Annotated in this window: 20 protein-coding genes; 3 read left to right on the top strand and 17 right to left on the bottom strand. The window is 67.1% G+C overall.

The features are described 5' to 3' along the window. Positions 1-160: 160 nt before the first annotated feature. A complete protein-coding gene (locus VPH47_RS02965; protein WP_006470382.1) occupies positions 161-544 on the bottom strand; it encodes a BON domain-containing protein in 384 nt (127 codons plus the stop codon). A gap of 170 nt (positions 545-714) precedes the next feature. Between VPH47_RS02965 and VPH47_RS02960 the strand changes: the two genes are divergently transcribed. Then, positions 715-1,758 (top strand): oxidoreductase, encoded by a 1,044-nt coding sequence (locus VPH47_RS02960; RefSeq protein ID WP_368850082.1) that lies wholly within the window; start codon positions 715-717, stop codon positions 1,756-1,758. A 468-nt stretch (positions 1,759-2,226) separates the two neighbouring features. Here VPH47_RS02960 and gnd read toward each other — a convergent pair whose 3' ends face one another. The 7 genes from gnd to VPH47_RS02925 all read right to left on the bottom strand — a co-directional run bounded on the left by gnd (position 2,227) and on the right by VPH47_RS02925 (position 9,720). After that, the gene (gnd, locus tag VPH47_RS02955) at positions 2,227-3,132 is read right to left on the bottom strand and encodes a phosphogluconate dehydrogenase (NAD(+)-dependent, decarboxylating) (RefSeq protein WP_133935587.1); all 906 of its coding nucleotides are present in this window, start codon (positions 3,130-3,132) and stop codon (positions 2,227-2,229) included. A gap of 10 nt (positions 3,133-3,142) precedes the next feature. After that, positions 3,143-4,381, bottom strand: a complete 1,239-nt coding sequence (locus VPH47_RS02950; protein ID WP_368850081.1) for a hypothetical protein — start codon at positions 4,379-4,381, stop codon at positions 3,143-3,145. Positions 4,382-4,398: 17 nt separating this feature from the next. Next, the gene (locus VPH47_RS02945; protein WP_368850080.1) at positions 4,399-5,007 is read right to left on the bottom strand and encodes a DUF2242 domain-containing protein; all 609 of its coding nucleotides are present in this window, start codon (positions 5,005-5,007) and stop codon (positions 4,399-4,401) included. A 224-nt stretch (positions 5,008-5,231) separates the two neighbouring features. After that, positions 5,232-7,409, bottom strand: a complete 2,178-nt coding sequence (locus VPH47_RS02940) for a carboxy terminal-processing peptidase (protein WP_049429375.1) — start codon at positions 7,407-7,409, stop codon at positions 5,232-5,234. A 305-nt stretch (positions 7,410-7,714) separates the two neighbouring features. After that, the gene (gene lipA, locus VPH47_RS02935; protein ID WP_368850079.1) at positions 7,715-8,725 is read right to left on the bottom strand and encodes a lipoyl synthase; all 1,011 of its coding nucleotides are present in this window, start codon (positions 8,723-8,725) and stop codon (positions 7,715-7,717) included. An 18-nt stretch (positions 8,726-8,743) separates the two neighbouring features. Continuing rightward, on the bottom strand, positions 8,744-9,454 hold the full coding sequence (gene lipB, locus VPH47_RS02930) for a lipoyl(octanoyl) transferase LipB (protein WP_368850078.1): 711 nt from the start codon (positions 9,452-9,454) through the stop codon (positions 8,744-8,746). Further along, positions 9,442-9,720, bottom strand: coding sequence for a YbeD family protein (locus VPH47_RS02925; protein WP_005411067.1), 279 nt, complete (start codon positions 9,718-9,720; stop codon positions 9,442-9,444). Before VPH47_RS02925 ends, lipB begins: the two co-directional genes overlap by 13 nt. Positions 9,721-9,982: 262 nt before the next feature. On the opposite strand from VPH47_RS02925, the gene VPH47_RS02920 reads away from it, so the two are divergent. Then, positions 9,983-11,056: a lipid A deacylase LpxR family protein gene (locus tag VPH47_RS02920; protein WP_197612332.1), complete on the top strand. Its 1,074-nt coding sequence runs from the start codon at positions 9,983-9,985 to the stop codon at positions 11,054-11,056. Positions 11,057-11,227: 171 nt separating this feature from the next. On the opposite strand, the gene VPH47_RS02915 is transcribed toward VPH47_RS02920, so the two are convergent. From VPH47_RS02915 to VPH47_RS02875, 9 genes are all read right to left on the bottom strand, one after another. Continuing rightward, the gene (locus tag VPH47_RS02915; RefSeq protein WP_049447834.1) at positions 11,228-12,448 is read right to left on the bottom strand and encodes a D-alanyl-D-alanine carboxypeptidase family protein; all 1,221 of its coding nucleotides are present in this window, start codon (positions 12,446-12,448) and stop codon (positions 11,228-11,230) included. A 100-nt stretch (positions 12,449-12,548) separates the two neighbouring features. Next, complete coding sequence (locus VPH47_RS02910; protein WP_368850077.1) at positions 12,549-13,823, bottom strand: septal ring lytic transglycosylase RlpA family protein; 1,275 nt, start codon at positions 13,821-13,823, stop codon at positions 12,549-12,551. Then, positions 13,820-14,965: a lytic murein transglycosylase B gene (mltB, locus tag VPH47_RS02905; RefSeq protein WP_180855318.1), complete on the bottom strand. Its 1,146-nt coding sequence runs from the start codon at positions 14,963-14,965 to the stop codon at positions 13,820-13,822. Before mltB ends, VPH47_RS02910 begins: the two co-directional genes overlap by 4 nt. A 1,139-nt stretch (positions 14,966-16,104) precedes the next feature. After that, positions 16,105-17,184, bottom strand: coding sequence for a rod shape-determining protein RodA (rodA, locus tag VPH47_RS02900; RefSeq protein WP_368851564.1), 1,080 nt, complete (start codon positions 17,182-17,184; stop codon positions 16,105-16,107). Between the two features lie 138 nt (positions 17,185-17,322). Further along, positions 17,323-18,435, bottom strand: coding sequence for a rod shape-determining protein RodA (gene rodA / locus VPH47_RS02895; RefSeq protein WP_010481418.1), 1,113 nt, complete (start codon positions 18,433-18,435; stop codon positions 17,323-17,325). Further along, complete coding sequence (gene mrdA, locus VPH47_RS02890; protein ID WP_110713732.1) at positions 18,432-20,507, bottom strand: penicillin-binding protein 2; 2,076 nt, start codon at positions 20,505-20,507, stop codon at positions 18,432-18,434. The genes rodA (VPH47_RS02895) and mrdA overlap by 4 nt, the downstream gene beginning before the upstream one ends. A gap of 3 nt (positions 20,508-20,510) precedes the next feature. After that, positions 20,511-20,996 carry a rod shape-determining protein MreD gene (gene mreD, locus VPH47_RS02885; RefSeq protein WP_110713734.1) on the bottom strand — a complete coding sequence of 162 codons (486 nt, stop codon included), beginning with the start codon at positions 20,994-20,996 and terminating at the stop codon, positions 20,511-20,513. Then, positions 20,993-22,093 (bottom strand): rod shape-determining protein MreC, encoded by a 1,101-nt coding sequence (mreC, locus tag VPH47_RS02880; protein ID WP_368850076.1) that lies wholly within the window; start codon positions 22,091-22,093, stop codon positions 20,993-20,995. Before mreC ends, mreD begins: the two co-directional genes overlap by 4 nt. Positions 22,094-22,214: 121 nt before the next feature. After that, positions 22,215-23,261, bottom strand: coding sequence for a rod shape-determining protein (locus VPH47_RS02875; RefSeq protein WP_005419402.1), 1,047 nt, complete (start codon positions 23,259-23,261; stop codon positions 22,215-22,217). A gap of 283 nt (positions 23,262-23,544) precedes the next feature. On the opposite strand from VPH47_RS02875, the gene VPH47_RS02870 reads away from it, so the two are divergent. Continuing rightward, positions 23,545-24,483: a carbohydrate kinase family protein gene (locus tag VPH47_RS02870; protein WP_134951036.1), complete on the top strand. Its 939-nt coding sequence runs from the start codon at positions 23,545-23,547 to the stop codon at positions 24,481-24,483. Positions 24,484-24,517 lie beyond the last annotated feature (34 nt).

The following is a 24,517-nucleotide window of genomic DNA, read 5'->3' as shown; positions in this document are numbered from 1 at the left end:
GGACGAGCCCGGTTGCGGCGGAACCGGCAATATAGCGCAGGCGGTCACAAGTCTGGGGTTTCCAGCGCGGTTGCCTGAACGGGTTACGACATTTCCTGTGGAGCCGAGCATGGCTCGGCTCCACAGGGGCTGGGCGCCCCGCCTGGGGCGCCCACCGGGGTCAGCGCTTGGCAGCAGCGCTGACCTTCAATGCAGCGGCATCGACGCGGGTCACGCCCTTGATGCCCTTGGCGGTAGTGACCGCCTTGTCCTTCTCAGCCTGGGTGGCCACGGCACCGCTCAGGCTGACCACGCCGTTCACGGTTTCCACCTTGATTTCAGTGCCCGGAACGTTGCTGCTGGCCAGCAGATCGGCCTTCACCTTGGTGGTGATCCAGGTATCGGTCACCGGCTCGTTGGAGTCATGGCGATCGGCATGGGTTGCCGGATGGGTGCTGGTCGGCGGGCTCTTCGCGGCCGGATCCTTGGCGAATGCAGCCGAGGAGGACAGCGCCAGGCCCAGGGTCAGGGCGGAAGCAATCAGCGTGCGGGTGGTATTGCTCATCGTGTCGTACTCCTTCGGGATGTGCTGCCAGTCTGGACACGCGGCCGTAGAGCAGGCGTGGCGTTGCGGTCATGCCGCCGTGAATCGAAACGTTTCCAACGGCAACGGTTCAGTTTTGGACTGCCAGCAACCGTCGTTTACCCTGCCCTTCCCACTGCCGGAGCCCTCTCATGCGCCCCGACCTGCAACTGGCCCTGATCGGCTACGGCCTCGCCGGCCGCGTCTTCCATGCGCCACTGATCCAGCACACGCCGGGCCTGGTGCTGCACAGCATCGTCAGTTCGCAGCGCGACACGTTGCTGCGCGCGTTCAGCGACGTGCACGTGCGCGCCACGCCGCAGGAGGTGTTCGACGACCCGGCGGTGGACGCGGTGGTGATCGCCACACCGAACGCACAGCATGCACCGCTGGCGATCGCGGCATTGGCCGCGGGCAAGCATGTACTGATCGACAAGCCGTTCGCGCTGGATGTCGCTGAAGCCGAAGCGGTGCTGGCCGCGGCACGTGATGCCGGACGCATCGCCACCGTGTTCCAGAACCGGCGCTTCGATGCGGATTTCCTCACCCTGCAGGCGCTGCTGGCCGAAGGCACGCTCGGTGACGTGGCCGAGTGCCACGCGCACTTCGACCGCTACCGGCCGCAGGTGCGCGACCGCTGGCGCGAACAGGACGGCCCGGGCAGTGGCCTGTGGTACGACCTTGGCCCGCATCTGCTGGACCAGATGCTGGTGCTGTTCGGCTGGCCCGAGGCGATCGATGCCGATCTGGCCGTGCAGCGCGAAGGCGGCAGCGGCATCGATTACTTCCACGCGGTACTGCACTACCCGTGGCATCGCGCGATCGTGCATGCCGGTTCGCTGGTGGCGGCCCCCACGCCGCACTTCAGTGTGCATGGCAGTCGTGGCAGCTGGATCAAGCATGGGCTGGACGTGCAGGAGGCACAGCTGCGGCGCGGTGTTGCGCCAGGGGCGCCGGGCTGGGGCATCGACCCACGGCACGGCGAGTTGGTGCGCTGCGATGCCGAGGACAATGTGCAGCGCAGTACCGTGGACAACCTGCCGGGCGACTATCGGCGGCTGTATTCGCAGTTCGCGGCGGCGATGCACGGCGATGGCGAGCCGACGGTCAGTCCGGTGCAGGCACTGCAGTTGATGCGGTTGCTGCAGGCCGGCATGGACAGCGCGCGCGAAGGGCGGCGAATCGCGTTGGGGTGACCGGCAGGACTGCGCCCTGCACCTGCCGAATCAACGGCAACGTCAACGTCAACGTCAAAAGCAAGCTATCCGTGAGATGGCGGGATGGGTCCGGTTGCGGGGGACGCCGTAAATACGTCCATGTAGGCTCGGTCGCGCCTTGCTCGTGTGCGCTGTCCTGCGCACACGGCAAGACCGGGGTTGGGCGTCCTGCCCAACCCGCCCGAGGCATGCCTCGGGCCCATGGCGCTCACGCCCCCGCAACCGGCCCCACCCCACCTTCGACAGATTCCCGCGCCCAACGGTAGGTGTCGACCTTGGTCGACACATCGACGTGGAAACCATCGGAAACGGCTTTTCTAGATTCGAACCATGCTCGACTGGCTGCATGGGGTCAGAGCCCTTTCCTGCGGAAAGGGATCCGACCCCGATCTGCTTGGGGTCGGATCCCTTCGGCAACGCCGAAGGGCTCTGACCCCACCGCAGTGCTTACGATTTCTTGATGGCGTGGCCGCCGAACTCGTTGCGCATCGCCGACAGCAGGCGGTCGGTGAACGAATTCGATTCACGCGAACGCAGGCGTTCCAGCAGCGACAGGGTGATCACCGGTGCCGGCACGTCCAGCGCGATGGCTTCGGCGACGGTCCAGCGGCCTTCACCGGAGTCCTCCACGTACGGGGCGATGCCATCCAGCGAGGGATTGCGCTTGAGGGCTTCGGTGCTCAGGTCCAGCAGCCACGAGCGCACCACGCTGCCGTGGCGCCAGACGTCGGCGACCTGGGCCAGGTCCAGTTCCATTTCCTGCTTGCGCTCCATCAGCGCGAAGCCTTCGGCGTAGGCCTGCATCATTCCGTATTCGATGCCGTTGTGGACCATCTTGGTGAAGTGGCCAGCCCCAGACGGGCCGACACGCGCCCAGCCGCGGTCTTCGGCCGGTGCCAGCGTGCGCAGCAGCGGTGCGATCTGCTCCACCACCGACGCTTCACCACCGACCATCAGGCTGTAGCCTTCCTGCAGGCCCCACACGCCACCGCTGGTGCCGCAGTCGACGTAGCCCAGATCGTCTTCGGCCAGGGCCTTGGCGCGGCGGATCGAGTCCTGGTAGTTGGAGTTGCCGCCGTCGATGACGATGTCACCTTCGGCCAGGTGCGGGGTCAGCTGGCCCAGGGTCTGGTCGACGGTTTCGCCGGCCGGCACCATCAGCCACACCACGCGCGGCACCGGCAGCGCGGCAACCGCGGCGGCCAGCGAATCAACCACCTCCAGGCCAGCCTCGGCGGCGCGCTGGCGGGCGCCTTCGCCCGGGTCGTAGCCGACCACGCGGTGGCCGCCACGATGCAGGCGCTGAGCCATGTTGGCGCCCATGCGGCCGAGGCCGATCATTGCAATGTCCATTGTTTCACCTTCAGTTGGGGTCTAGGGTCAGGCTGCCTGGCCTGCCGGTAGCCGCGCAGTGGCGCAGCTGCGCCTCGCGCCAACGCCGGTAGAGCATGGTATGCAGATTGTGCACCGCCAGGTCGATCGAAAACGGCGTTCGCGGGTTGCGATCAAGCAGGCGGGCGACGTGGTAGCCGATGGGACGTATACCGCGTGGGTGCACATAGATCACGAACTGCTGGTAGAACGGATCGTCCAGCAGCTGGTCCATGCGTTCCAGCGTGGCGTGGTAGCGCGGTTCCAGCCGTGCACGAAGGTTGGGATCGCGCTCGAACAGCAGGCGCTCGAAGTAGCGCTGGCCGATGCGCGGGATGCCCTGCGCGAGTTTCCAGAGTTCGACATTGCGCTGGTCGTACCAGGCCAGCCCACCGTGCATCGCCAGTGCCTGCGCAGCGTCTGCACCCACATCGACCACCACGAAGTTCTCGGCCTGGTTGCTCAGATCGTCCAGCGTGCTCTTGTCGTACACATGTTCGATGAAACCGGGCACGCCGACGAAGGCCTGCCGTCCCATCGCCGAGGTGCGCACCGCTTTGCCATCGGCGAAGAAGTCGCCTGCATGTGCGCCGAGCAGGATGCTGTCGGTGTCATGCAGGGCGAGGAAGGTGCCGATCGACAGTTCATCCGCTGCGAACTCCGTATCGAACGCGGCATCGCCATACAGCTCTCGTTGCGTGGCCAACTGCGCGACCTGGCGGCCGACCCCGCATTCGGCACGCACGGCACCGCTGTAGAACGCCTCCAGTGCATGACTGTTGCCCGCGCTCGGCACGAAGCCACGACCGAAACTGCGCGTGCGCTGCCAGCCTTGCGCGCGTGGGCCCTGCAGGCCGAAGCCGATCCAGCCCAGCTGCGGGCCGGAGAAGCGGAAGGTGGGATTGTCCTGCAGTGCCGAGGCCGCACGCTGCGTGGCTGCGCCCAGCTGGAACGCATAGGCACAGACCGTGGCCGGATCGTCCAGCAATTGTTGCAGCAACGCCTGGCGTGCTGCAGCGGACATTCCGGCCGGCCACCCCACGCGCAGATCGCCTGCCGCCTGTGCTTCAGCCAGCGAGGCACGTGTACACACCGGGCCGCCGTGCACCTGTGGTGCACCGGCCGTAACCTCGTCAAAGCGCCATCCCAGCCGCTGCAGCAGGCCCTGCGTGCAGTCCGGCGTTGCGGACGCAATGCCCAGCGCGGGCATCAGCAGGAGTGCCACGCCCATCAACCTGCCGCGCACGATCACCCTTGATCCGTGCTGCGGGCCGGTGCGGGCTCGGACGATGCAGGCGCCGGCGGCGCGGGCGCAGGCGGTGCGGGTTTGCCAGCATCCGCAGGCAGGTACTGTTGCAGGCGCTGGAAGAAGCGCTGATAGAACCCGGCATCGGTGACGGTGCTGCTGGCCACTTTCACCAGCGAATCGTCATTGCTGCCGAACGGCAGCGACACCGAGCCCAATGCACCCACGCCCACGCTGGCCGACGTCGGGCTCTTCTTCAGCGCGTAGCGGTCCTGCACCGCGCTGACGAACACCAGCGTCTGGCTGCCACGCGGCGCGCAGGAGATGCGCAGCACCAGCTGCTCGTGGTCGTCCTCGCGTGGCTGGAAATTCTTGTTGCCCTCCACCTGTGCCTCGTCTGAGCGGGCGATGGCGTAGCCCTGGCTGAGCAGGGTGCGCCGTGCGGCCTCGCAGGCGTCACCGGGACGGCCATCGACGGTGCGCGAGAAGGTGTCGCCGGAATCAAAGGATTCGCGCAACAACGTGCTGTCGGCGGCGCGGCCACCACAGGCCGACAGGATCAGGGCGCTGGCGAGCGCCACGGCAGCACTGGAAAGACGGGAGGCCCGCATGGGTACTCCTGCGAGGACGGTACCGCCAAGGGTAGCCCTGCGGCCGTGTGCGGCAGGTCGAAACCGGCGTGACCGAGCCACCCCGTTGCTGCCGGTTCATGCACAGAAAAGGGGACGGAGGGGATTAAGTCGTTTGTGCCACAAACGACTTAATCCCCTCCGTCCCCTTTTACGCAGAAGGGCCGGCAATGCCGGCCCCTCGGGTATCACATGCCGTCGCCGGCTCAGTCGGCCCAGCGACCAGCGCCGGTCGACTGCGGCAGCACCTGTGCGGACAGCGGGCGATCATTGGCCAGCAGGTTCACCGCATCGGCCAGGATCGAGGCCGACTCGCGCAGCAGCGGGTCCGGACGCTTCTCGGCGGCCTTCTCGCGCGCTGCATCCTTGACGATGTCGCGCTCGTTGCCGGTCAGGCCGTCGTCGTTGCTGTCATCGGCCAGCGGGTCCAGGGCCAGGCCCAGTTCCTTGCGCATCGCCTGACGCTCCTTGCGCTGGGTGTCCTGGCGCTCACGCTCGGCGCGGCGGGTGGCCTCGTTGAGCGAGATGTACTTCTTCGCGGCCTCGGTGCGGAACTGCTGCACGTCCTCGTTCCACCACTGGAATTCCTTGTCGGCGGCGATGCGCGCGTCATGGCGGGTTTCCAGCTTCGGCAGCAGCGGCGCGAAGTTGCCGTACTGGGTGTGCGGCACGGCAGCGATGCGGGTCCACGGCAGCGCGTTGTCGTAGGTGCTCTCGCCGAATTCGGTGGCATCGACGCTGGCCGGGAAGGCCAGGTCCGGCACCACACCCTTGTGCTGGGTGCTGCTGCCGCTGATGCGGAAGAACTGGGCGATGGTCAGCTTCACCTGGCCGAAGCGCTGGGTCTCGCCACTCGGCCAACGGTCCAGGTCGACGATGTTCTGCACGGTACCCTTGCCGAAGCTGGTCTCACCGATCACCAGGCCACGTCCGTAATCCTGGATGGCACCGGCAAAGATTTCCGAAGCCGAGGCCGAACCGCGGTTGATCAGCACCGCCAGCGGGCCATCCCATGCCACGCCCTGGTTGCGGTCGCTGTTGACGGTGACGCGGCCACCGGACTCGCGCACCTGCACCACCGGGCCCTGCTCGATGAACAGACCGGTCAGTTCAATGGCTTCATCCAGCGAACCACCACCGTTATTGCGCAGGTCCAGCACCACGCCGTCCAGCTTGTCGTTCTTGAAACCAGCCAGCAGCTTGGCCACGTCGCGGGTAGCCGAGGCATAGTCGGCGGCATTGCGGCGACGGCCTTCGAAGTCCTGGTAGAAGGTCGGCAGCTTGATCACGCCGATCTTCCGTGCCGGCTCGCCGTTGGCGGCCGGAATGGTCATGGTCTCGCCCTTGGCGGCCTGTTCGGCCAGGCGCACCTTCTGCCGGGTCAGCACCAGGGTGTGGTGCTTGCCGTCGGCACCTTCGGCGGCCGGAATGAATTCCAGCTTGACCTGGGTGTCCTTGGCGCCGCGGATCTTGGCCACGACATCGTCGATGCGCCAGCCGATCACGTCCTCGACCAGACCGGACTTGCCCTGGCCAACGCCGACGATGCGGTCACCCGGCTTCAGCGTGCCATCCACGGCGGCCGGACCACCGGCGATGATCTCGCGGATCACCACCACGTCGTCCTGGCGCTGCAGCTGCGCACCGATGCCTTCCAGCGACAGCGACATCGCCTGGTTGAAGTTCTCGGCGGTGCGCGGGGTGAAGTAATCGGTGTGCGGATCAACCGCGCTGGTGTACGAGTTCATGAAGAACTGGAAGACGTCTTCGCCCTTCAGCTCGTTGACCGACTTCTCCAGCGTCGCGTAGCGCTTGTCCAGCGTCTTGCGGATGTCGTCCGGCTTCTTGCCGGCCAGCTTCAGGCGCAGCCAGTCGTTCTTCACCGACTTGCGCCACAGCTCGTCCAGCTCTGCACTGCTGGCCGCCCACGGCACCTTCTTGCGGTCGTATTCGAAGCGCTCGTCGGTGGTGAAATCCGGCTCCTGCTTGAGCAGCTTGCGCGCGTAGGCCACGCGTTCGCCGACGCGCTGCTTGTACACCGCGAACACCTGGAACGCCGGCTCCAGCTCGCCGCCACGGATGGCCGAGGAAATGTTGGCTTCGAACGGCGCGAAGCGCGCCACGTCGGCCTGGGTGAAGTACTGCTTGCCGCCGTCCAGCGTCTCCAGGTAGCGCTTGAACACGTCCTTGGAGGTGGCCTCGTCCAGCGCACGCGGGCGGTACGCGTAGCGGCTGTCGGACAGCAGGCCGTACACCAGTTTGGAGGTGGTCACCTGATCGGCGGTGGCCGCCGCGGGCAATGCGGGCGAGTCGGCCTTGGCCGCCAGCGCCAGCGGCGCGACCAGCGCCAGGGCCATCAGGAATGCGGGGGCTTTGAATTTCATTGACGTGCTCGAAGGCGCCTTGCCAAGGGGGAGACTGCGGGGTGTTAAGACACCACGACAGTGCCGAAAGTTGCCGGGTTTGTCACCCGGCCGCGCTCGGTGGAAAACCAGCCTAGCGGGGCCGGTGTAGCAAATTGTGAATGCAGGCGAAGGCACGGCAGAGCCCTTGCTCGGCAGGCCGCCAGCAAGCAAGCCGAGCATGGGCTCGGCTCTACAGCAGGCAAAGGCGTGCGAACCAAGGTTCGCACCCACCGGCAGAGTGGTTCGCACCCACCGAAGGTGGCGGGCCGCGCCCGCCTGGGGCGTCAGGAGACGCCGGCGCCCTTGGCCTGCACGTCGGCGTGGTACGACGAGCGCACCATCGGGCCGGACGCCACGTGGCTGAAGCCCAGCTCGTAGCCGTAGTCTTCCAGCGCCTTGTAGTCCTCGGGGGTCCAGTACTTCAGCACCGGGTGGTGGTGCGCGGTCGGCTGCAGGTACTGGCCGATGGTGATCATGTCCACGTCGTGCGCGCGCAGGTCGCGCAGGGTGGCCTTGATCTGTTCGAAGTCTTCGCCCAGGCCCAGCATGATGCCGCTCTTGGTCGGCACGTCCGGGTGCTGCGCCTTGAAGTTCTTCAACAGGTTCAGCGACCACTGGTAGTCCGCACCCGGGCGCACGTTGCGGTACAGGTCCGGCACGGTCTCGATGTTGTGGTTGAACACATCCGGCGGGTTCTGCGCCAGGATCTCCAGCGCGCGCTCCATGCGGCCCTTGCCGCGGAAGTCCGGGGTCAGCACTTCGATGCGGGTGCCCGGCGACTTCTCGCGGATGGCGCTGATGCAGTCGACGAAGTGCTGGGCACCGCCGTCGCGCAGGTCGTCGCGGTCGACGCTGGTCACCACCACGTACTTCAGCCCCATGTCGGCCACGGTCTGGCCGAGGCTGGCCGGTTCGTTGGCATCCGGCGGCTTCGGGCGGCCGTGGGCCACGTCGCAGAACGAGCAGCGGCGGGTGCAGACTTCGCCGAGGATCATGAACGTTGCCGTGCCGTGGCCGAAGCACTCGTGGATGTTCGGGCAGCTGGCTTCCTCGCACACCGTCACCAGGCGGTTCTCGCGCAGCTTGGCCTTCAGGTTCTGCACGGCATTGCCCGAAGGAATGCGCACGCGGATCCAGGACGGCTTGCGCAGCACCGGCGCATCGGCGAACTGCACCGGCGAGCGCTTGATCTTGTCACCGCCCAGCTGCTTGACCCCGGCCTGCAACGGCGCGGCGGACGGAGAATCACCCTGCACGATCTGCAGGGGAATGGAACGGGCGGTGGTTTCAGTCATGGCAGTTCCGGGGGGCGGTCAGGCGGCCGCAGAAAGATCGGGCAGTTCCGGCGTGTGCTGCAGCAGCAGGCCGAACTGGCGGGCCAGGTGGTCCAGCAGCACCGGCTTGACGGCATCCATCCCGGAGGGGCCGCCCAAGTCTACCACCGAGGTCACCTGCAACCCCTGGTAGCCACAGGGGTTGATACGGTGGAAAGGTTCCAGGTCCATGGACACGTTGAAGGCCAGTCCGTGGAAGGTGCAGCCGCGGCGCACGCGGATGCCGAGTGCGGCGATCTTGGCGCCACCGACGTAGACGCCCGGGGCACCCTCGCGGCGTTCGGCGCCGATGTTCCACTCGGCCAGCGTGTCGATGATGGCCTGCTCGATGCGGCACACGTAATCGCGCACACCGATGCCCAAACGCGGCAGGCGCAGCAGCGGATAGACCACGATCTGGCCGGGGCCGTGATAGGTCACCTGGCCGCCGCGGTCCACGTGCAGCACCGGGATCTCGCCCGGCGCCAGCACGTGCTCGTCCTTGCCGGCCTGGCCCAGGGTGAATACCGGGTCGTGCTCGACCACCCACAGCTCATCGGCATCGGCGTCGCTGCGCTGGTCGGTGAAGCGCTGCATGGCGCGCCACACCGGTTCATAGGCCTGGCGGCCGAGGTCACGGACCACCGCCGGACGCGGCGCGCGGTCTTCCGGGGCGGCTTCGGCCGGGCAGCTGCCGGCTACAGCGTCCACTTCACTTCCGGGTGGTCGCGCAGTGCCTGGTGCGCCAGGTCGTACTGTTCGCGGCTCTCGGCCTTGAACACGATGCGCACGGACACGTACTTGCCGTTGGAGGAATGCTTCCAGCTGATGCGTTCGTTGACGACATCGATGCCGGCAGCCAGCAGCAGGCGGGGGAGCTCATGTTCCAGGCCGCGGTTGGCCGGGCCCATGGCGCTGAGCTCGAACTGGCCGGGGAACTGGAAGCCGTGGTCGGGGTTGTCGGACTTGATTTCCATGGACCCATTATCGGGCCGCAGGGCAACAAACCCAAGAGTATTCATCAAAGTCAAAAGGCCCACCGGTGAGTCGCTGCGTTGCAGCTGAACAAGCGTTCAGCAATGGACCTCGCCCGCGCAGGCACCGCAGGACGGTGCAGGATTGTCTTCACGAGACAATGTCGTTTTCGGAACAGACAAGTGATTCGAACGCGCTCGTTCCGTCGCTCCCGCACGAGTACCGTGTCGCGGCATATAACGACAGACAGAAAAAACCTCCCCCATGAGCCCCCCTTCCCAACGCCGCCTCACGGCCCTCGGGTTGTCCGGCCTGCTGGCTGCTGCCCTTCCCCTTGCCGCCCAGGCGGCCGAACAATGCGGCCCGGACGCGATGCGCGACCACCCGCCGCAGATCAACTTCCGCGTCGACAACGATCTGTTCGGCGGCCGCCACCAGGACCAGGGTTACACCAACGGTGCGCAGCTGACCCTGGTTTCGCCGAACCTGGTCGACTACACCGATGACCCCTGCCTGCCGCGCATGGCGCGCTGGGTGAACCAGTACCTGGAAGGCCTGCACCCCGGCAGGTTCGAACAGCAGAACATGATCTTCAGCATCGGCCAGGGCATCTTTACCCCGACCGATCCGACCCGCCGCGACCTGATCAAGGATGACCGCCCGTATGCCGGTGTGCTGATCGCCAGCTTCGGCTTCAACGCGCGCAGCGGTGATCGCCTGCAGACCACCCAGCTGACGCTGGGCGTGGTCGGTCCGTGGGCACAGGGCAAGCAGGTGCAGGACGCGGTGCACAACATCCTCAACGACAAGAAGTTCGAGGGCTGGGACAACCAGCTGCACAACGAACCGCTGTTCATGCTGACCCACGAACGCATGCGCCGCTGGCCGGCCGATGCCAGCATCAATGCCGGCGGCTGGGGCTGGGATGCGATCAGCCACTACGGTGGTGCGATCGGCAACCTGGAAACCAAGGCCAATGCCGGCGGCGAAGTACGTTTCGGCTGGAAGCTGCCCGATGATTTCGGCAGCACGCCGTTGCGTCCCGCCGGTGAAAACACGGCGCCGACCCGCGGCGGCCGCCCCAATGGCTGGTCATGGCACATGTTCGTGACCACCGACGCGGCGTGGATGATCCGCGACATCACCCTGGACGGCAACACGTTCCGCAGCAGCCACAGCGTGGACAAGCGCCATGTGGTGGCCCAGGGCGGCTACGGCATGGCGCTGATGTACGGCCGCTGGAAGTTCGCGGTGGCGCGCTACCACAGCACCCGCGAGTTCTACGGCCAGCGCGAAGCCCCGGTGTTCGGCAGCTTCACCATCAGCCGCTCGCTGTAAGCGAGGGGCTGAGGGTAGTGCCGGCCGCTGGCCGGCTGCCGGCATATCCGGATGGGTTCATGAGGAGCCGGCCAGCGGCCGGCACTACCTGCATCCGGACCGAACCGGCATCCCGAAAACGGAAAAGGCCGGCTTTCGCCGGCCTTTTCCATCACCACGCGGGGACGTGGATCATTCCGATTCCCACCACATCCAGAAGCTGTCCCACAGGCGCTTGAAGAAGCCGGCCTGCTCGACCGCGGCCACGGCCACCAGCGGTGCCTCGGCGATGACCTTGCCATCCAGGGTGACCTTCACGGTACCGATCTGCTGGCCGGCGGTGAACGGTGCTTCCAGGGTCTTGGGCACGTCGATGCTCGGCTTCAGGTCGTTGTAGCGGCCGCGCGGCACACTCACCAGCATCGGCTGGGCCACGCCCAGCTGCACCTTGTCGGTGGTGCCCTTCCAGACCTTGTGCTCGGCCACGGCCTTGCCCGGCTCGTACAGGCGGTGGGTCTCGAAGAAGCGGAAGCCCCAGTTCAGCAGGGCCAGGCTGTCATCGGCACGCTGCTTTTCCGACGCACCGCCCAGCACCACGGCGATCAGGCGCTGGTCGCCACGCTGGGCCGAGCTCATCAGGCAGTAACCGGCTTCGGAGGTGTGGCCGGTCTTGATGCCGTCCACGCTGCCATCGCGCCACAGCAGCAGGTTGCGGTTCGGCTGCTTGATGTTGCCGACCTGGAATTCCTTGATCTTGTTGTACGCGTAGGTTTCCGGGTAATCGCGCACCATCGCGCGGCCCAGCAGTGCCAGATCGTAGGCGGTGCTGTGGTGACCCTGCGCGGTCAGGCCGTGGGCGTTGACGAAGTGCGAGTCCTTCATCCCGATCTTGGCGGCGTAGCTGTTCATCAGCGACGCAAAGGCTTCTTCGCTGCCAGCCACGTGCTCGGCCAGGGCGATCGCGGCGTCATTGCCGGACTGGATCGCCATGCCCTTTTCCATGTCTTCCAGGCGTGCGGTCTGGTTGACCGGGAAGCCGCTGTAGCTGCCGTCGGTACCGGCGCCACCTTCGCGCCAGGCGCGCTCGCTCATCATCACCTGGTCATCCGCACGGACCTTGCCGTTCTTGACCTCGGCGGCGATCACGTAGGACGTCATCACCTTGGTGATGCTGGCCGGGGCCAGCTGCTCGTGGACGTTCTCGCCGGCCAGCACCTGGCCGGTGGCGTAATCCATCAGGACCCAGGCTTTGGACACGCTCGGCGCCGGGGCCGGCGGAGTGGCAACAGTAGCCGGGGCAGCAGCGGCGGCGGCGGGCGCCGGCGTGGCCGGGGTCGGCAGCGGCGTCTGGGCGGAAGCCAGGCCGACCACCAGGGTGGCGGCCAGGGCGGTGGCGGCGGAACGGAAATTCATTGGACAGCAGGCTCCAGGGGACGGCCGGGAATGGAGGGTGGAACGTAGCGGCCATTGTAAGGCCGGGGCAGCATGGGCCGGCAGCACCGGCCCGGGTGGATCAATCCTTGACGATCTGCGGCGAACCCAGGCCCAGACCGGCGATGCGGCCGACAAGTTCCGCGGCACTGGCATGGTCGCTGGCGGGAACGCGCAGGCGGAACAAAGTACGGCCACCGGCGGCGATGTCGCTGATGGTTGCACCGACGATACCGGCGGCATTGAGCTGGCCCATCGCGCGGTTGGCGTTGTCACGGTTGGAGAAGCTGGCGACCTGCACCATGACCGCGCCCACCACCTGCTGCGACAGGCTGGGGCTAGCCGCTGCGGTGCGGACCGGCGCCGGCGCAACGGCGCGCGGCGTGGTGCTGGCAACGACCGCCGGAGCCGGTGCGTATGCGGTGCTGCGCACCGGCGGTGCACTCGGCGGCAGGCTGCTGACCGCCACGTCCGGCACGGTGCTGGCCACGCCCTGGGTGGTGGCCGGCTGGCCACGCGCCGGCATGCCATCGGCCGGTAGACCCTTGACCAGGCGATCGATGTCGCTGTCGGCGGCAGCACGTGCGGTCGGTGCCGGGCGCGCACTGGCTACAGCGCTGGCGGCGGCCGCTTCCGCAGCACGACGTTCACGGCGCGACGGCTTCTGCGCCATGAGGTTGCTTTCGCCCGGCTGCAGCGCGCGCACTTCGACGTTGCCGGTGCCGCGCTGGGTGATGCCCAGGCGCACGGCGGCGGCATAACTGAGATCGACCACACGACCATCGTGGAACGGGCCACGGTCGTTGACGCGCACGATCACCGATTCGCCGTTGTCCAGGTTGGTCACGCGGGCGAAGCTGGGCAGCGGCAGCGTCTTGTGCGCGGCGGTGAACTGGTACATGTCGTAGACCTCGCGGTTGGAGGTCAGGCGGCCGTGGAACTTGGCGCCGTAGTACGACGCAGTGCCACGCTCGACATAGTTGCGGGTGTCGTCGAGCACTTTGTACGACTTGCCCAGCACCACGTACGGGGTCTTGTTGCCGATCGCCGAGCGTTCTTCCGCGGTCACTTCCGGCTCAGGGATGCAGGCCACGTTGGGAATGTAGTCCGGCGTGCTGTCGCGCACGCCCGGCTTGTACAGGCCACCGGCGGTGTAGTTGCCGCGGGTGCTCAGGTCTTCCTTGGCCGCCGCGTACGGCGAGCCTTCCGGGCAATGTGCCGGGCGCGAGCCACGGCCCTGCACCAGGGTGCCGCCCGACTTGCCACCATGGCCGGCCGTGGCCGGCTTCTTCGGCGCGCTGCTGCAGGCAGCCAGCGCGAGGACGATCAAGCCTGGGACCAGCCATCTGATGTTCATGCCGGGGGCAGCTCCTGTCCGGCGATGGCCTGGGACAACTGGAACACGGCCATCGCGTACATCTTCGAGAGGTTGTAGCGGGTGATCGCGTAGTAGTTCTGGAAGCCCAGCCAGTACTGCTTGCCGGTGCTGCCTTCAAGCGTGATCGGGGTGGCGGTGGCACCCGGCTGCACCGCTGCGCTGGGCTGGTAGCCGCGCTGCGCCAGGTCGGCCAGCGACCAGGTCGGCATCCATTCGGTCGGATTGAACTCCTCGCGGCCCGGCGCCAGCGTGGCCGGCACGGCCACCTGCCCGCCACGCACCCAGCCGCCCTTCTTCACGAAGTAGTTGGCGATGGACGAGAACACGTCGTCGTAGCTGGTGAACAGGTCGCGACGGCCGTCGCCATTGCCGTCCACTGCGTAATCCAGATAGCTGGACGGCATGAACTGGCCCATGCCCATCGCGCCGGCATAGCTGCCCTTGAGCGTGGTGATGTCCAGGTTTTCTTCGCGGCCCAGCTCGAACAGCTTGGCCAGCTCATCGCGGAAGAACAGCTCGCGGCGCACTTCGCGTTCCAGCTTGGCCGGGTCGCCACTGCGCGGGTAATAGAACGCCAGCGTGTACAGCGCATCGAGCACGCGATGGCTGCCTGCATTCTTTCCGTAGCTGGTTTCCACGCCGATGATCGCCACGATTACTTCGGCCGGCACACCGGTGCGCTGCTGCACGCGATCCAGTTCGGCACGGTGCTGGGCCAGGAACGCGCGGCCGCCATCGATGCGCGCCTTGCTGATGAACATCGGCCGGTATTCGTTCCACGGCTTGACCCGCTCGGCCGGGCGCGACATCGCGGCGATGATCGGTTGGCGCACCTGCGCCTGGTCGAGCACGCTGCTGATCTGCTCCGGCTTCAGGCCATAGCGCTTGGCGGTATCGGCAATGAAGCGGGCCCGCGCGACTTCGAACGGTACCGGGGTGAGATCGACCGGCGGCGCAGTGGCGGCGGTGGCTTCGGGCGCCGCCTCTGCCGGGCCATGGGCCTTGGCGGCGGGCTGGCGCGGCGTACTGCTGGCCTGGGGCGAAGACGGTGGGGACTTCGGCTGGGTCGCGCAAGCGACCAGGCCGAGGGTGAGCATGCAGGCCAGAGTGCGTCGAATCATCGTCGCAGGTTAGCAGGTCATGGATGAATTAAAACCCCTAACACCATGAATCACAACGATTTGCCTGCAAGCAGCGGGAAATGTGAAGGCGTCGTGATCACCCTTCCCCATTCAGATAGAGGTTGCCGGTTGCGTCCCCATCCCCGCAGACGCAACCGGCGACCGGATCCGGTCGGTACCTGCACGGCTGCCGCTCCCCAGTGGCAGTGCTCCGCGCTCCCTGTACCCGTTGGATCAGTACTGCTTCCCGCCCGACGCCCCCTCGCGCTGCATCGATTGACGGCGCGCCGTGCCGAACGGGCCGCCATTGTGCAGGCCGATTACGACAAGTCCATTGATCAAGATCAACGCGCTGTAAAAGTGTGAACCAGCTAACGTTTTTTGCGGACTTTGGTCAGTGGGTGTGCTGCCATGCATCGTTGTGAGAACGCTTCCACAACGGGCGTTGCGCAGAGTCAGGAAGGTTCCAGCCAACGGCGCAGCCCCTCGTGGGTGGAATTGGTCGCTGAAAGCCGGATTGCTGAGGGCTGGCCGGGTGGGTGGGCACTGCGGGGACGCCGTGAACCCATCCATGGGGGCTTGGCCGCGGCATCCATGCCGCGGACACCCCGCACTGCCCACCCACCCGGCCGCTGGCAGATTCCGTGTTCGTCCACCCAAGGAAAAGAAAAAGAAGATCAAAAGCAAAACCAGCTTGGCCGCCCGCTTCATTGCTTCCTGTAGAGTCGAAGGCTGCGGCAGGAGCCGCTGCCAACGTCGCCCATGGCGACGGCCCGAAGGGTGCCGGTCAGGACGACCGGCATAGCCTTGCTCGGCTCACGAGCAAGCGCAGCGCCGCGACCCGCTTTTGATCTTCTCTTTCTTCTCCGTGGGTAGACGCGCACGGAACCTGTCCGTGGCCCGGTAGATGGGCTGCGCAGGGGCGTGAGCCGCATGGGCCCGAGGCATGCCTAGGGCGGGTTGGGCAGGACGCCCAACCCGGGTCTTGCCGTGTGCGCAGGACAGCGCACACGAGCAAGCGGCGACCGAGCTTACATGGACGTACTTGCAGCGTCCCCTGCGCCGCCCATCTACCCGGCCCCACCCATGAACTGCTTTGCGCGACCACCCACGAGGGGCTGCGCCGTTGGCTGGAAACCCTATCCCCCGTGCACGGGCCGGTGCCCACGCACCGCCATCACCAGTCCGATGCCGGCCAGCAGCGAGACCGCCGAGGTCCCGCCGTAGCTGATCAGCGGCATCGGAATGCCCACCACCGGCAGCAGGCCAGAGATCATTCCGCCATTCACCAGCACATAGACGAAGAACGCCAGCCCCAGGCTGCCGGCCAGCAACCGCGCATGCGTGTCGCGCGCGTGCACTGCGATCCACAGGCAACGCCCGACCACGAACAGGTACAGCGCGAACAGCGTCGCCACGCCGATCCAGCCGAACTCCTCGGCCAGCACCGAAAACGCGAAGTCGGTGGTGTACTCGGGCAGGAAATCCAGCGTGGCCTGGGTGCCCTGCCCCCAGCCACGTCCCTCCCAGCCACCGGAACCGATCGCGATGCGCGACTGCAGGATGTTCCAGCCGGTGCCGAGCGGGTCTGCTGCCGGGTCGAGGAAGGTCAGTACGCGATCCTTCTGGTACTGCCGCAACAGGCCGAACCAGGCCAGTGGCGCGGCCACCGCCAGCCCTGCCGCGCCGGTAGCCACCCAGCCCCAGTGCAGACCCGCCAGCAACAACGCGAACACGCCGCTGGCGGTGACCAGCGTCGCGGTGCCGAGGTTGGGCTGCATCAGGATCAGCACGGCGGGAACGCCGATCAGCACTGCGGCCGTCAGTACCGTGCGTGGCGACGGTGGCAGCGGTTGCCTGTGCAGGTACCAGGCCATCATCAGCGGCAGGCTGAGCTTGAGCAGCTCGGAGGGCTGCAGGTAGAACACCCCCAGGTTGAGCCAGCGCTGCCCGTACTTGCCGGTGCCGATCACGTACACCGCCATCAGCGGCAGCATCGACAACGCGTACAGCGCCGGTGTCCATGCGCGCAGGCGCAGCAGCGACACCCTCGACAGCAGCCACATCGCCAGCAGGCCACCGGCGAAGCGCGCCGCCTGCCCGCCCACCGGGCCGGACACGCTGTGCAGCACCGCCAGGCCCGCGCCCATCAGGATCAACAAGGCAGCCAGCAACGGCAGATCGATCGTGCGCACCGCCTCACGGCAGCCGCCAAGCATTCGTTTCCAGTCCACGCGCAGCACGGTAACAACGGGCGCTTGCGTGAAGCTGTCAGGGTGCTTCTGCTCTCCGTAGCCGAGCTCTGGGGTCAGATCCCTTTTTCCTGTGGAAAAAGGGATCTGACCCCGACGCCGGACTCAACCGTAACCGCCATGCACCGGGTTGTGGCTGCGCACCGCCATCACCAACCCGAAGCCGGCCAGCAGCGAGACCGCCGAAGTGCCGCCATAGCTGATCAGCGGCATCGGCACGCCCACCACCGGCAGCAGGCCGGAAATCATCCCGCCGTTCACCAGCACATAGACGAAGAACGCCAGGCCGGTGGCGCCGGCCAGCAGCCGCGAATAGGAATCACGCGACTGGCTGGCGATCCACAGGCAGCGCCCGATCACCACCAGGTACAGCGCCAGCACGGTCGCTACGCCGATCCAGCCGAATTCCTCGCTCAGCACCGAGAACGCGAAGTCGGTGGTCTGTTCGGGAATGAAGTTCAGGTGCGACTGCGAGCCCTCGCCCCAGCCCTTGCCATCGAAGCCGCCGGAACCGATCGCGATCTTCGACTGGATGATGTTCCAGCCAGCACCCAGCGCATCCATCTCCGGGTCCAGGAACATCATGATGCGGTCCTTCTGGTACGGCCGCAGCAGCCAGAACCAGGCCACCGGCGCGACCGCGGCCACGCCGCCCACACCCAGGCCGACCCACCACCACGGCAGGCCCGCCAGCAACAGCACGAACACACCACTGGCGGCGATCAGCACACCGGTACCGAAGTCCGGCTGCAGCATCACCAGGCCGGTTGGCACGCCGATGATGACCAGCGCCACGAGCACGGTGTTGAAGCGCGGCGGCAACGGCATCTTGTGCAGGTACCAGGCCACCATCATCGGCAGACTGACCTTCAGCAGCTCGGCCGGCTGCAGGTAGAAGAATTTCAGGTCCAGCCACTGCCGGCCGTACTTGCCGGTGCCGAGCACGAACACCGCCAGCAACGGAATCATCGAGATCGCGTAGATCATCGGCGTGGCCGAGCGGATGCGCAGGATCGGTACCCGTGAGATGCCCCACAGCGCCGCCATGCCCACTGCGAAGCGCGCGCCCTGGGCCATCACCAGACCATCGCCACCGGCGCTCTTCAAGGTGGCCAGGCCGATCACCATCAGCGCGCCGAGGGCCAGGCACAACACCCAGTCCAGCGTGCTGAAGAAGCGGCGCAGCATGTCGCCGGCCCAGCGCAGGAACACTCTCATCGTGCGGGCTCCGCGACGGTCGGGCGCGGCGTGGCCGGCAGCGCGGCGGCGGCCGGCGTCCCCGGCTGCGGTGCGGGTTGCGGTTCCGGCGCAGGCATGCCGACCAGCACCGGATGTTCTCCCAGCTGCGCCGCGGCGAGATCGCCCGCCTGGCGCGCGCCGGCGTCTTCGTTGTCGAACGCGGTAGCGCCGATGGCGGTGGTGCCGCGCTCGCTGTCCAGCGGCTGCATGCCTTCGGGCATCTTGCCCAGCAGGTAGGCGTCGAACACCTTGCGCGCGATCGGCGCGGCCGCCGAACCGCCGTAACCGCCGCCTTCCACGGCCACCGCAATCGCGATCACCGGGTTCTCGACCGGTGCGAAGCCGACGAACAGCGCGCGGTGGCGCAGGTGCATCGGCAGGCTCTTTGGATTCACCGCCGCCGTGCCCTTGCGACTGATGACCTGCGCGGTACCGGTCTTGCCGGCCATCACGTACGGCGCACCCACCGCCACGCGCCAACCGCTGCCGCCGGGCCGCATGGTCGCCATCATGCCCTCGCGCACGGCCTGCACGTTGTTGGGGTTGGGGCTGACCGGCTTGCTCTCGCCTGCCGGCATCGCCGACCAGTCGCTGTCGAATCCGTCGCGCTGCTGGATCACCAGGTGCGGGGTGCGCAGCTGGCCGTCGGCTAGACCGCTGACGCCGCGCGCCAGCTGCAGCGGGGTGACCTTCCAGTCGCCCTGGCCGATGCTGATGTTGACCGTATCACCGGGATACCAGGCTTCCTTGCGGCTCTTCCGCTTGTAGGCCGGCGACGGCAGGATGCCGCCGATCTCACCGGTCAGGTCGATGCCAGTCGGCTGGCCGAAGCCGTAGTACTCCATGTAGTGGTCGAAGCGCTCGATGCCCAGGTCCAGCGCCAGCTTGTAGTAGTAGGTGTTGACCGATTCGGCGATGGACTTGCGCAGGTCGGTCCAGCCGTGGCCGCCACGATGGGCGTCACCCCAGCCGCGCGAGGTCCCCGGCAGGTAGAACATGCCGGTGGACAGCACCTTGTCCTCCGGGCGGCGCACGCCGGAATCCAGGCCGGCCAGGCCGATCAGCGGCTTCAGCGTGGAACCGGGCGCGACACCACCGAGCACCAGGCGGTTGAACTGCGGCCGCGACGGATTTTCGTTCAGCGCCTTGAAATCGGCATGCGAAATGCCGTTGACGAACAGGTTGGGGTCGTAGGACGGCAGGCTGACCATCGCCAACACCTCGCCGCTACGCGGGTCCATCGCCACTGCCGAGCCTTCCTGGTCGCCAAAGGCGGCCACCATGGCGCGCTGGAGGTCGGCGTCGATCGACAGCCGCAGGTCGGCACCGGACTGCGCGGCGACGCGACCGATAGTGCGGATCGCACGCCCCTGCACGTTGGTCTCGACCTGCTCGTAGCCGACCTTGCCGCGCAGCTGCTGCTCGTAATAGCGCTCCAGGCCGGATTTGCCGATGTGGGTCAGCGCGGCATTGCCTTCGCCGAGGATCTCCAGGTCCTTGTCATCGACGCGGCCGACGTAGCCGATGATGTGCGCGAACAGATCGCCGTACGGGTAGCGCCGGGTCAGGTAGGGCTCCAGCTCGACGCCGGGGAAACGCCAGCGGTCGACGGCGAAGCGCGCCATCTCCTCGTCGCTCATGCGCAGCTTCAGCGTGACCGGCAGGAACTTGCGGCGCGCCTTGCGCGACTTGTTGAACGCTTCCAGTTCTTCCGGGCTGATGCTGATGATCTTCGCCAGCCCCTCGAGGGTGGCATCCATGTCCTTGACCTTGTCCGGGGTCACGTCCAGGCGGAAGGCCGGCACGTTCTCGGCCAGCAGGCGGCCATTGCGGTCGTAGATCATGCCGCGCCCGGGCACCACCGGCCGTGGCTTGATGCGGTTGGCTTCCGAGCGCGTGGCGTAGACGTCGTGGTCCAGCACCTGCAGCTTGAAGTACCAGCCACCCAGGCCCAGCAGGCAGACCAGCACGCCCAGGAAGCCCAGCGCCGCACGACGGCGGAACTGTTCGGCTTCTGCGTGCGGATTCTTGACCTGGCGGCGCGGGATCATGGCTCAGCGCCCGCGCTTGCCGAAACGCACCGCGTCCAGCAGCACGAATACCAGCGGCCACAGGCCCATGCCCAGCAGCGGTGCCCACCAGTACGACCACGGCAGGGTCGGCTCATCCACCACGATGTGGACCAGCGCACTGACAATGCGGTCGTTGAACAGCAGGCCGCCGATGGCGAGCATCTGCTGCGACATCGGGAAGAAACGGATACGGGCACGGAAGCGCTGCAGGATGAAGGCCAGCATCACCAGCCGCAGCGACTGTTCACCGAGTACCCCACCGTACAGCAGATCGGCGATGACGCCGCTGGCGAAGGCAATGCCCAGGCCAACACGCTCCGGCGCTTCGATCACCCAGTAGGCGAGCACCAGCGCCAGCCAGTACGGACGCAGCGGCTGCAACAGCGCCGGCAACGGCAGCAGGCCCAGCAGCAATGCCACCACCAGGCTGGCCGGCAGCACCCACGGATTGTCGCGCAAGCGGCTCATCGCTGGGCCTCCGGCGTGGTCGGTTGCCGGCCAGCGGCCGGCACTACCGGAGCAGCAGGATCAAGGGAGGATGCGGGGACAACCGTCGGCGTCGCAGGCGGAGCCGGTGACCGGCCCACTGCCGGTGCAGGCGTTGCCGGGGCGGGGGCGGCCGGTGTGGTTGCAGCAGGCACGGCTCCCGCCGGCGCGGCAACGGCGCTGGCCGGGCCGCCCGGCGCGGTGGCTTCCAGTTGCAGACGCAGCTCCGCCGGAATCCGGATCGCTGCACCCGGGCGCAGCAGCAGCACGTCGCGGCCGCGGTCGAGCTGGGCCGCCGGCTTCAGCTCGCCAACCAGGAAGGCATGGGTATCGTCCGGACGCAGGCCGGTGATGGTGCCTACCGGGAAGCCGGCCGGGAAGCGGCCGCCGAGGCCGGAGGTGACGATTTCATCGCCGACTTCCACGCCAGCGCTGAGCGGAATGTCGCGCAGTTCCAGTTTGTCACCGCGGCCGTACACGATCAGGCGCACGCCGTTGCGGGCCACGGTCACCGGCACCGCGTGGTCGGGGTCGGTCAGCAGCAGCACGGTGGAGGTGCCGCCGGTGACGCTGATCACCTGACCCATCAGGCCGCCGGCATCGATCACCGCCTGGCCGACATGCACACCTTCACGACTGCCAGCGTCGAGCACCAGACGCTGCTTCACCGGGTCCAGGTCAATGTCCAGGATCGGTGCCAGCTGCACGTCCAGGCCGCTGCGCTCGGCCACATTCAGCAGCTCGCGCAGCTGGGCATTGTCCAGCGCGGCGGTCTGCAGGCGGGTCAGGCGCGCGTTGGCCAGCAGCAGCTGGTTGCGCAGTTCGCGGTTCTCGGTGACCAGCTGGGTGTGGCTGGCAGCGGAATCCTTGACCTGGTTGCCGAGCTTGCCCGGCAGTCCCGCCAGTGCCCATACCGGCTGCACCAGGCTGTTGGCCTGCCCGCGCAGCTGCGCAAGCCAGCCGGCCTGGTCGTCAAGCACGATCAGGGTGATGGCCAGTGCGAGATAAGCCAGCAGACGCAGCGGGCTGGCGGCATCACCGGATCGGGAAGCAACGGGAGGTCCGGCGTAGGGCGGCACGGCAACGATTCAACTGGCAGAAGGCGGAAGGGAAACACGCGGACGCCCCGCCGGTGCCGGCCTACCCTCATGGTGGGCCGCACCCCGGAGGGGCGCTGCGGGCGCAGGCAGCCGGGACGGCTTATTCCGGCGCAAAGAACTCGTTGCCGTGCATGTCGACCAGCTCCAGCGCACGGCCACCGCCGCGGGCCACGCAGGTCAGCGGGTCATCGGCCACCTGCACGTGCAGGCCGGTTTCCTCGGAGATCAGGCGGTCCAGGTCGCGCAGCAGGGCGCCACCACCGGTCAGCACGATGCCGCGCTCGGCGACGTCGGCGCACAGTTCCGGCGGGGTCTGCTCCAGCGCCAGCTTGACCGCGCTGACGATGCCCGACAGCGGTTCGTGCAGGGCCTCGAGCACCTCGTTGGAGCTGATCTTGATCATCTTCGGCACGCCCTCGGCGAGGTTGCGGCCGGAGATTTCCATCTCGATCACTTCCGCCTGCGGGTAGGCACAGCCCAGCTCGACCTTGATGCGCTCGGCGGTGGCTTCACCGATCAGCATGCCGTGGTTGCGGCGCACGTAGTTGGTGATCGACTCGTCGAAGCGGTCGCCGCCGATGCGGACCGAGGCCGAATAGACGATGCCGTTGAGCGAAATCACCGCAACTTCGGTGGTGCCGCCGCCGATGTCGATGACCATCGAGCCACGGGCTTCGGTGACCGGCATGCCGGCGCCGATCGCGGCGGCCATCGGTTCTTCGATCAGGAACACGTCACGGGCACCGGCTTCCTCGGCCGATTCCTTGATCGCGCGGCGCTCGACCTGGGTCGAGCCGGCCGGCACGCAGACCAGCACGCGCGGGCTCGGGCGCAGCACGCGCGACTTGTGCACCTTCTTGATGAAGTGCTTGAGCATCGCCTCGGTGTAGGTGAAGTCGGCGATGACGCCGTCCTTCATCGGGCGGATGGTGGTGATGTGGCCCGGGGTACGGCCCAGCATCTGCTTGGCTTCGGCACCCACGGCTGCCACCGAGCGGGTACCACCGATGGCACGGTCCTGGCGCACGGCCACGACCGACGGCTCGTTCAGCACGATCCCCTGCCCGCGCACGTAGATGAGGGTGTTGGCCGTGCCCAGGTCGATGGACAGGTCATTGGAGAACATGCCACGGAGTTTCTTGAACATCTGAGGAAGGAGTCCTGAGGGGTGTCGTGCCCGCCGCGGGATGGCGAAAAAATGGGCAGAAATCGAGGCCGACAAGCCTAGCAACCCGCCTGCCGCCGAGCAAGGAAAAAACTAGCTGAACCCGCGTCTTCACAGGCTTTCGGCCTGATCGGGTCTCACCCGGTTCTGGCCCTGAGCGGCACCAGCGGGTAACCTTTGCGCCGTCGGGCGCCCAAGGGCGCCGTTTGCTTGCCCGCTGAACCGGGCCGGCCCACCCCAAAATTCACCGCATAGGCTTACATCGATGTCCGCTCTGATCTGTGGTTCTCTTGCCTTCGACACCATCATGGTGTTCCCGGACCAGTTCAAGAATCACATCCTGCCGGACAAGGTGCACATCCTGAACGTGTCCTTCCTGGTGCCGCGCATGCGCCGCGAGTTCGGCGGCTGCGCCGGCAACATCGCCTACAACCTGCACCTGCTGGGCGGCCAGCCGATCCCGATGGGCACCGTGGGTTCGGACTTCGGCCCGTACCGCGAGTACTTCGAAGGCCTGGGCATCGACCTGACGCGCGTGCGCGTTATCGATGAGCTGTTCACCCCGCAGGCGTTCATCACCACCGACCACGACAACAACCAGATCACCGCCTTCCACCCGGGCGCGATGATGCGTTCCTACGAGAACCACGTGCGTGGCGTGCCGGGCGTGACCCTGGGCCTGGTCGGCCCGGATGGCCGCGAAGGCATGATCCAGAACGCGCAGGAATTCCACGAAGACGGCATTCCGTTCATCTTCGACCCGGGCCAGGCCATGCCGCTGTTCAACGGCCCGGAGCTGCGCGCCTTCATCGACCAGGCCGACTACGTGGTGGTCAACGACTACGAGTCGAACCTGCTGCAGGAACGCACCGGCTGGGACGAGAAGGAGATCGTCAGCCGGGTCAAGGCCTACATCACCACCCGCGGCCCGAAGGGCGCAGTCATCCACACCCCGGAAAAGAGCTACGACATCCCGCCGGCGCACGAGCGCCGCGTGGTCGACCCGACCGGCTGTGGCGACGCCTTCCGCGCGGGCCTGATCTACGGCATCCAGAAGGGCTACGACTGGCTGACCATCGGCCGCATGGGCAACCTGATGGGCGCACTGAAGGTCGAGCACCCGGGCACGCAGAACCAGCGCTTCACCTTTGACGAGTTCAACGAGCAGTTCAAGCAGCAGTTCGGTTACGCGCTGGGCGCGTAAACGAACTGCCCGCGCACCCGCTCGGTGGGTGTCG

Origin of the sequence: Stenotrophomonas sp. WED208, assembly GCF_040984485.1 — a bacterium.
Taxonomy (GTDB): domain Bacteria; phylum Pseudomonadota; class Gammaproteobacteria; order Xanthomonadales; family Xanthomonadaceae; genus Stenotrophomonas; species Stenotrophomonas riyadhensis.
This window is presented reverse-complemented; position numbering and strand designations above follow the sequence as displayed.

What these genes read in the sequence shown, in the direction of transcription:
- VPH47_RS02875 (WP_005419402.1), bottom strand. Translation starts at nt 23,261, where the DNA reads ATGTTCAAGAAACTCCGTGGCATGTTCTCCAATGACCTGTCCATCGAC.
- mltB (WP_180855318.1), bottom strand. Translation starts at nt 14,965, where the DNA reads ATGATTCGACGCACTCTGGCCTGCATGCTCACCCTCGGCCTGGTCGCT.
- VPH47_RS02965 (WP_006470382.1), bottom strand. Translation starts at nt 544, where the DNA reads ATGAGCAATACCACCCGCACGCTGATTGCTTCCGCCCTGACCCTGGGC.
- mrdA (WP_110713732.1), bottom strand. Translation starts at nt 20,507, where the DNA reads ATGATCCCGCGCCGCCAGGTCAAGAATCCGCACGCAGAAGCCGAACAG.
- VPH47_RS02940 (WP_049429375.1), bottom strand. Translation starts at nt 7,409, where the DNA reads ATGAAATTCAAAGCCCCCGCATTCCTGATGGCCCTGGCGCTGGTCGCG.
- VPH47_RS02925 (WP_005411067.1), bottom strand. Translation starts at nt 9,720, where the DNA reads ATGGAAATCAAGTCCGACAACCCCGACCACGGCTTCCAGTTCCCCGGC.
- VPH47_RS02945 (WP_368850080.1), bottom strand. Translation starts at nt 5,007, where the DNA reads ATGCGGGCCTCCCGTCTTTCCAGTGCTGCCGTGGCGCTCGCCAGCGCC.
- gnd (WP_133935587.1), bottom strand. Translation starts at nt 3,132, where the DNA reads ATGGACATTGCAATGATCGGCCTCGGCCGCATGGGCGCCAACATGGCT.
- VPH47_RS02910 (WP_368850077.1), bottom strand. Translation starts at nt 13,823, where the DNA reads ATGAACATCAGATGGCTGGTCCCAGGCTTGATCGTCCTCGCGCTGGCT.
- VPH47_RS02870 (WP_134951036.1), top strand. Translation starts at nt 23,545, where the DNA reads ATGTCCGCTCTGATCTGTGGTTCTCTTGCCTTCGACACCATCATGGTG.
- rodA (WP_368851564.1), bottom strand. Translation starts at nt 17,184, where the DNA reads ATGCTTGGCGGCTGCCGTGAGGCGGTGCGCACGATCGATCTGCCGTTG.
- VPH47_RS02960 (WP_368850082.1), top strand. Translation starts at nt 715, where the DNA reads ATGCGCCCCGACCTGCAACTGGCCCTGATCGGCTACGGCCTCGCCGGC.
- mreD (WP_110713734.1), bottom strand. Translation starts at nt 20,996, where the DNA reads ATGAGCCGCTTGCGCGACAATCCGTGGGTGCTGCCGGCCAGCCTGGTG.
- lipA (WP_368850079.1), bottom strand. Translation starts at nt 8,725, where the DNA reads ATGACTGAAACCACCGCCCGTTCCATTCCCCTGCAGATCGTGCAGGGT.
- rodA (WP_010481418.1), bottom strand. Translation starts at nt 18,435, where the DNA reads ATGAGAGTGTTCCTGCGCTGGGCCGGCGACATGCTGCGCCGCTTCTTC.
- VPH47_RS02920 (WP_197612332.1), top strand. Translation starts at nt 9,983, where the DNA reads ATGAGCCCCCCTTCCCAACGCCGCCTCACGGCCCTCGGGTTGTCCGGC.
- VPH47_RS02950 (WP_368850081.1), bottom strand. Translation starts at nt 4,381, where the DNA reads ATGGGCGTGGCACTCCTGCTGATGCCCGCGCTGGGCATTGCGTCCGCA.
- VPH47_RS02915 (WP_049447834.1), bottom strand. Translation starts at nt 12,448, where the DNA reads ATGAATTTCCGTTCCGCCGCCACCGCCCTGGCCGCCACCCTGGTGGTC.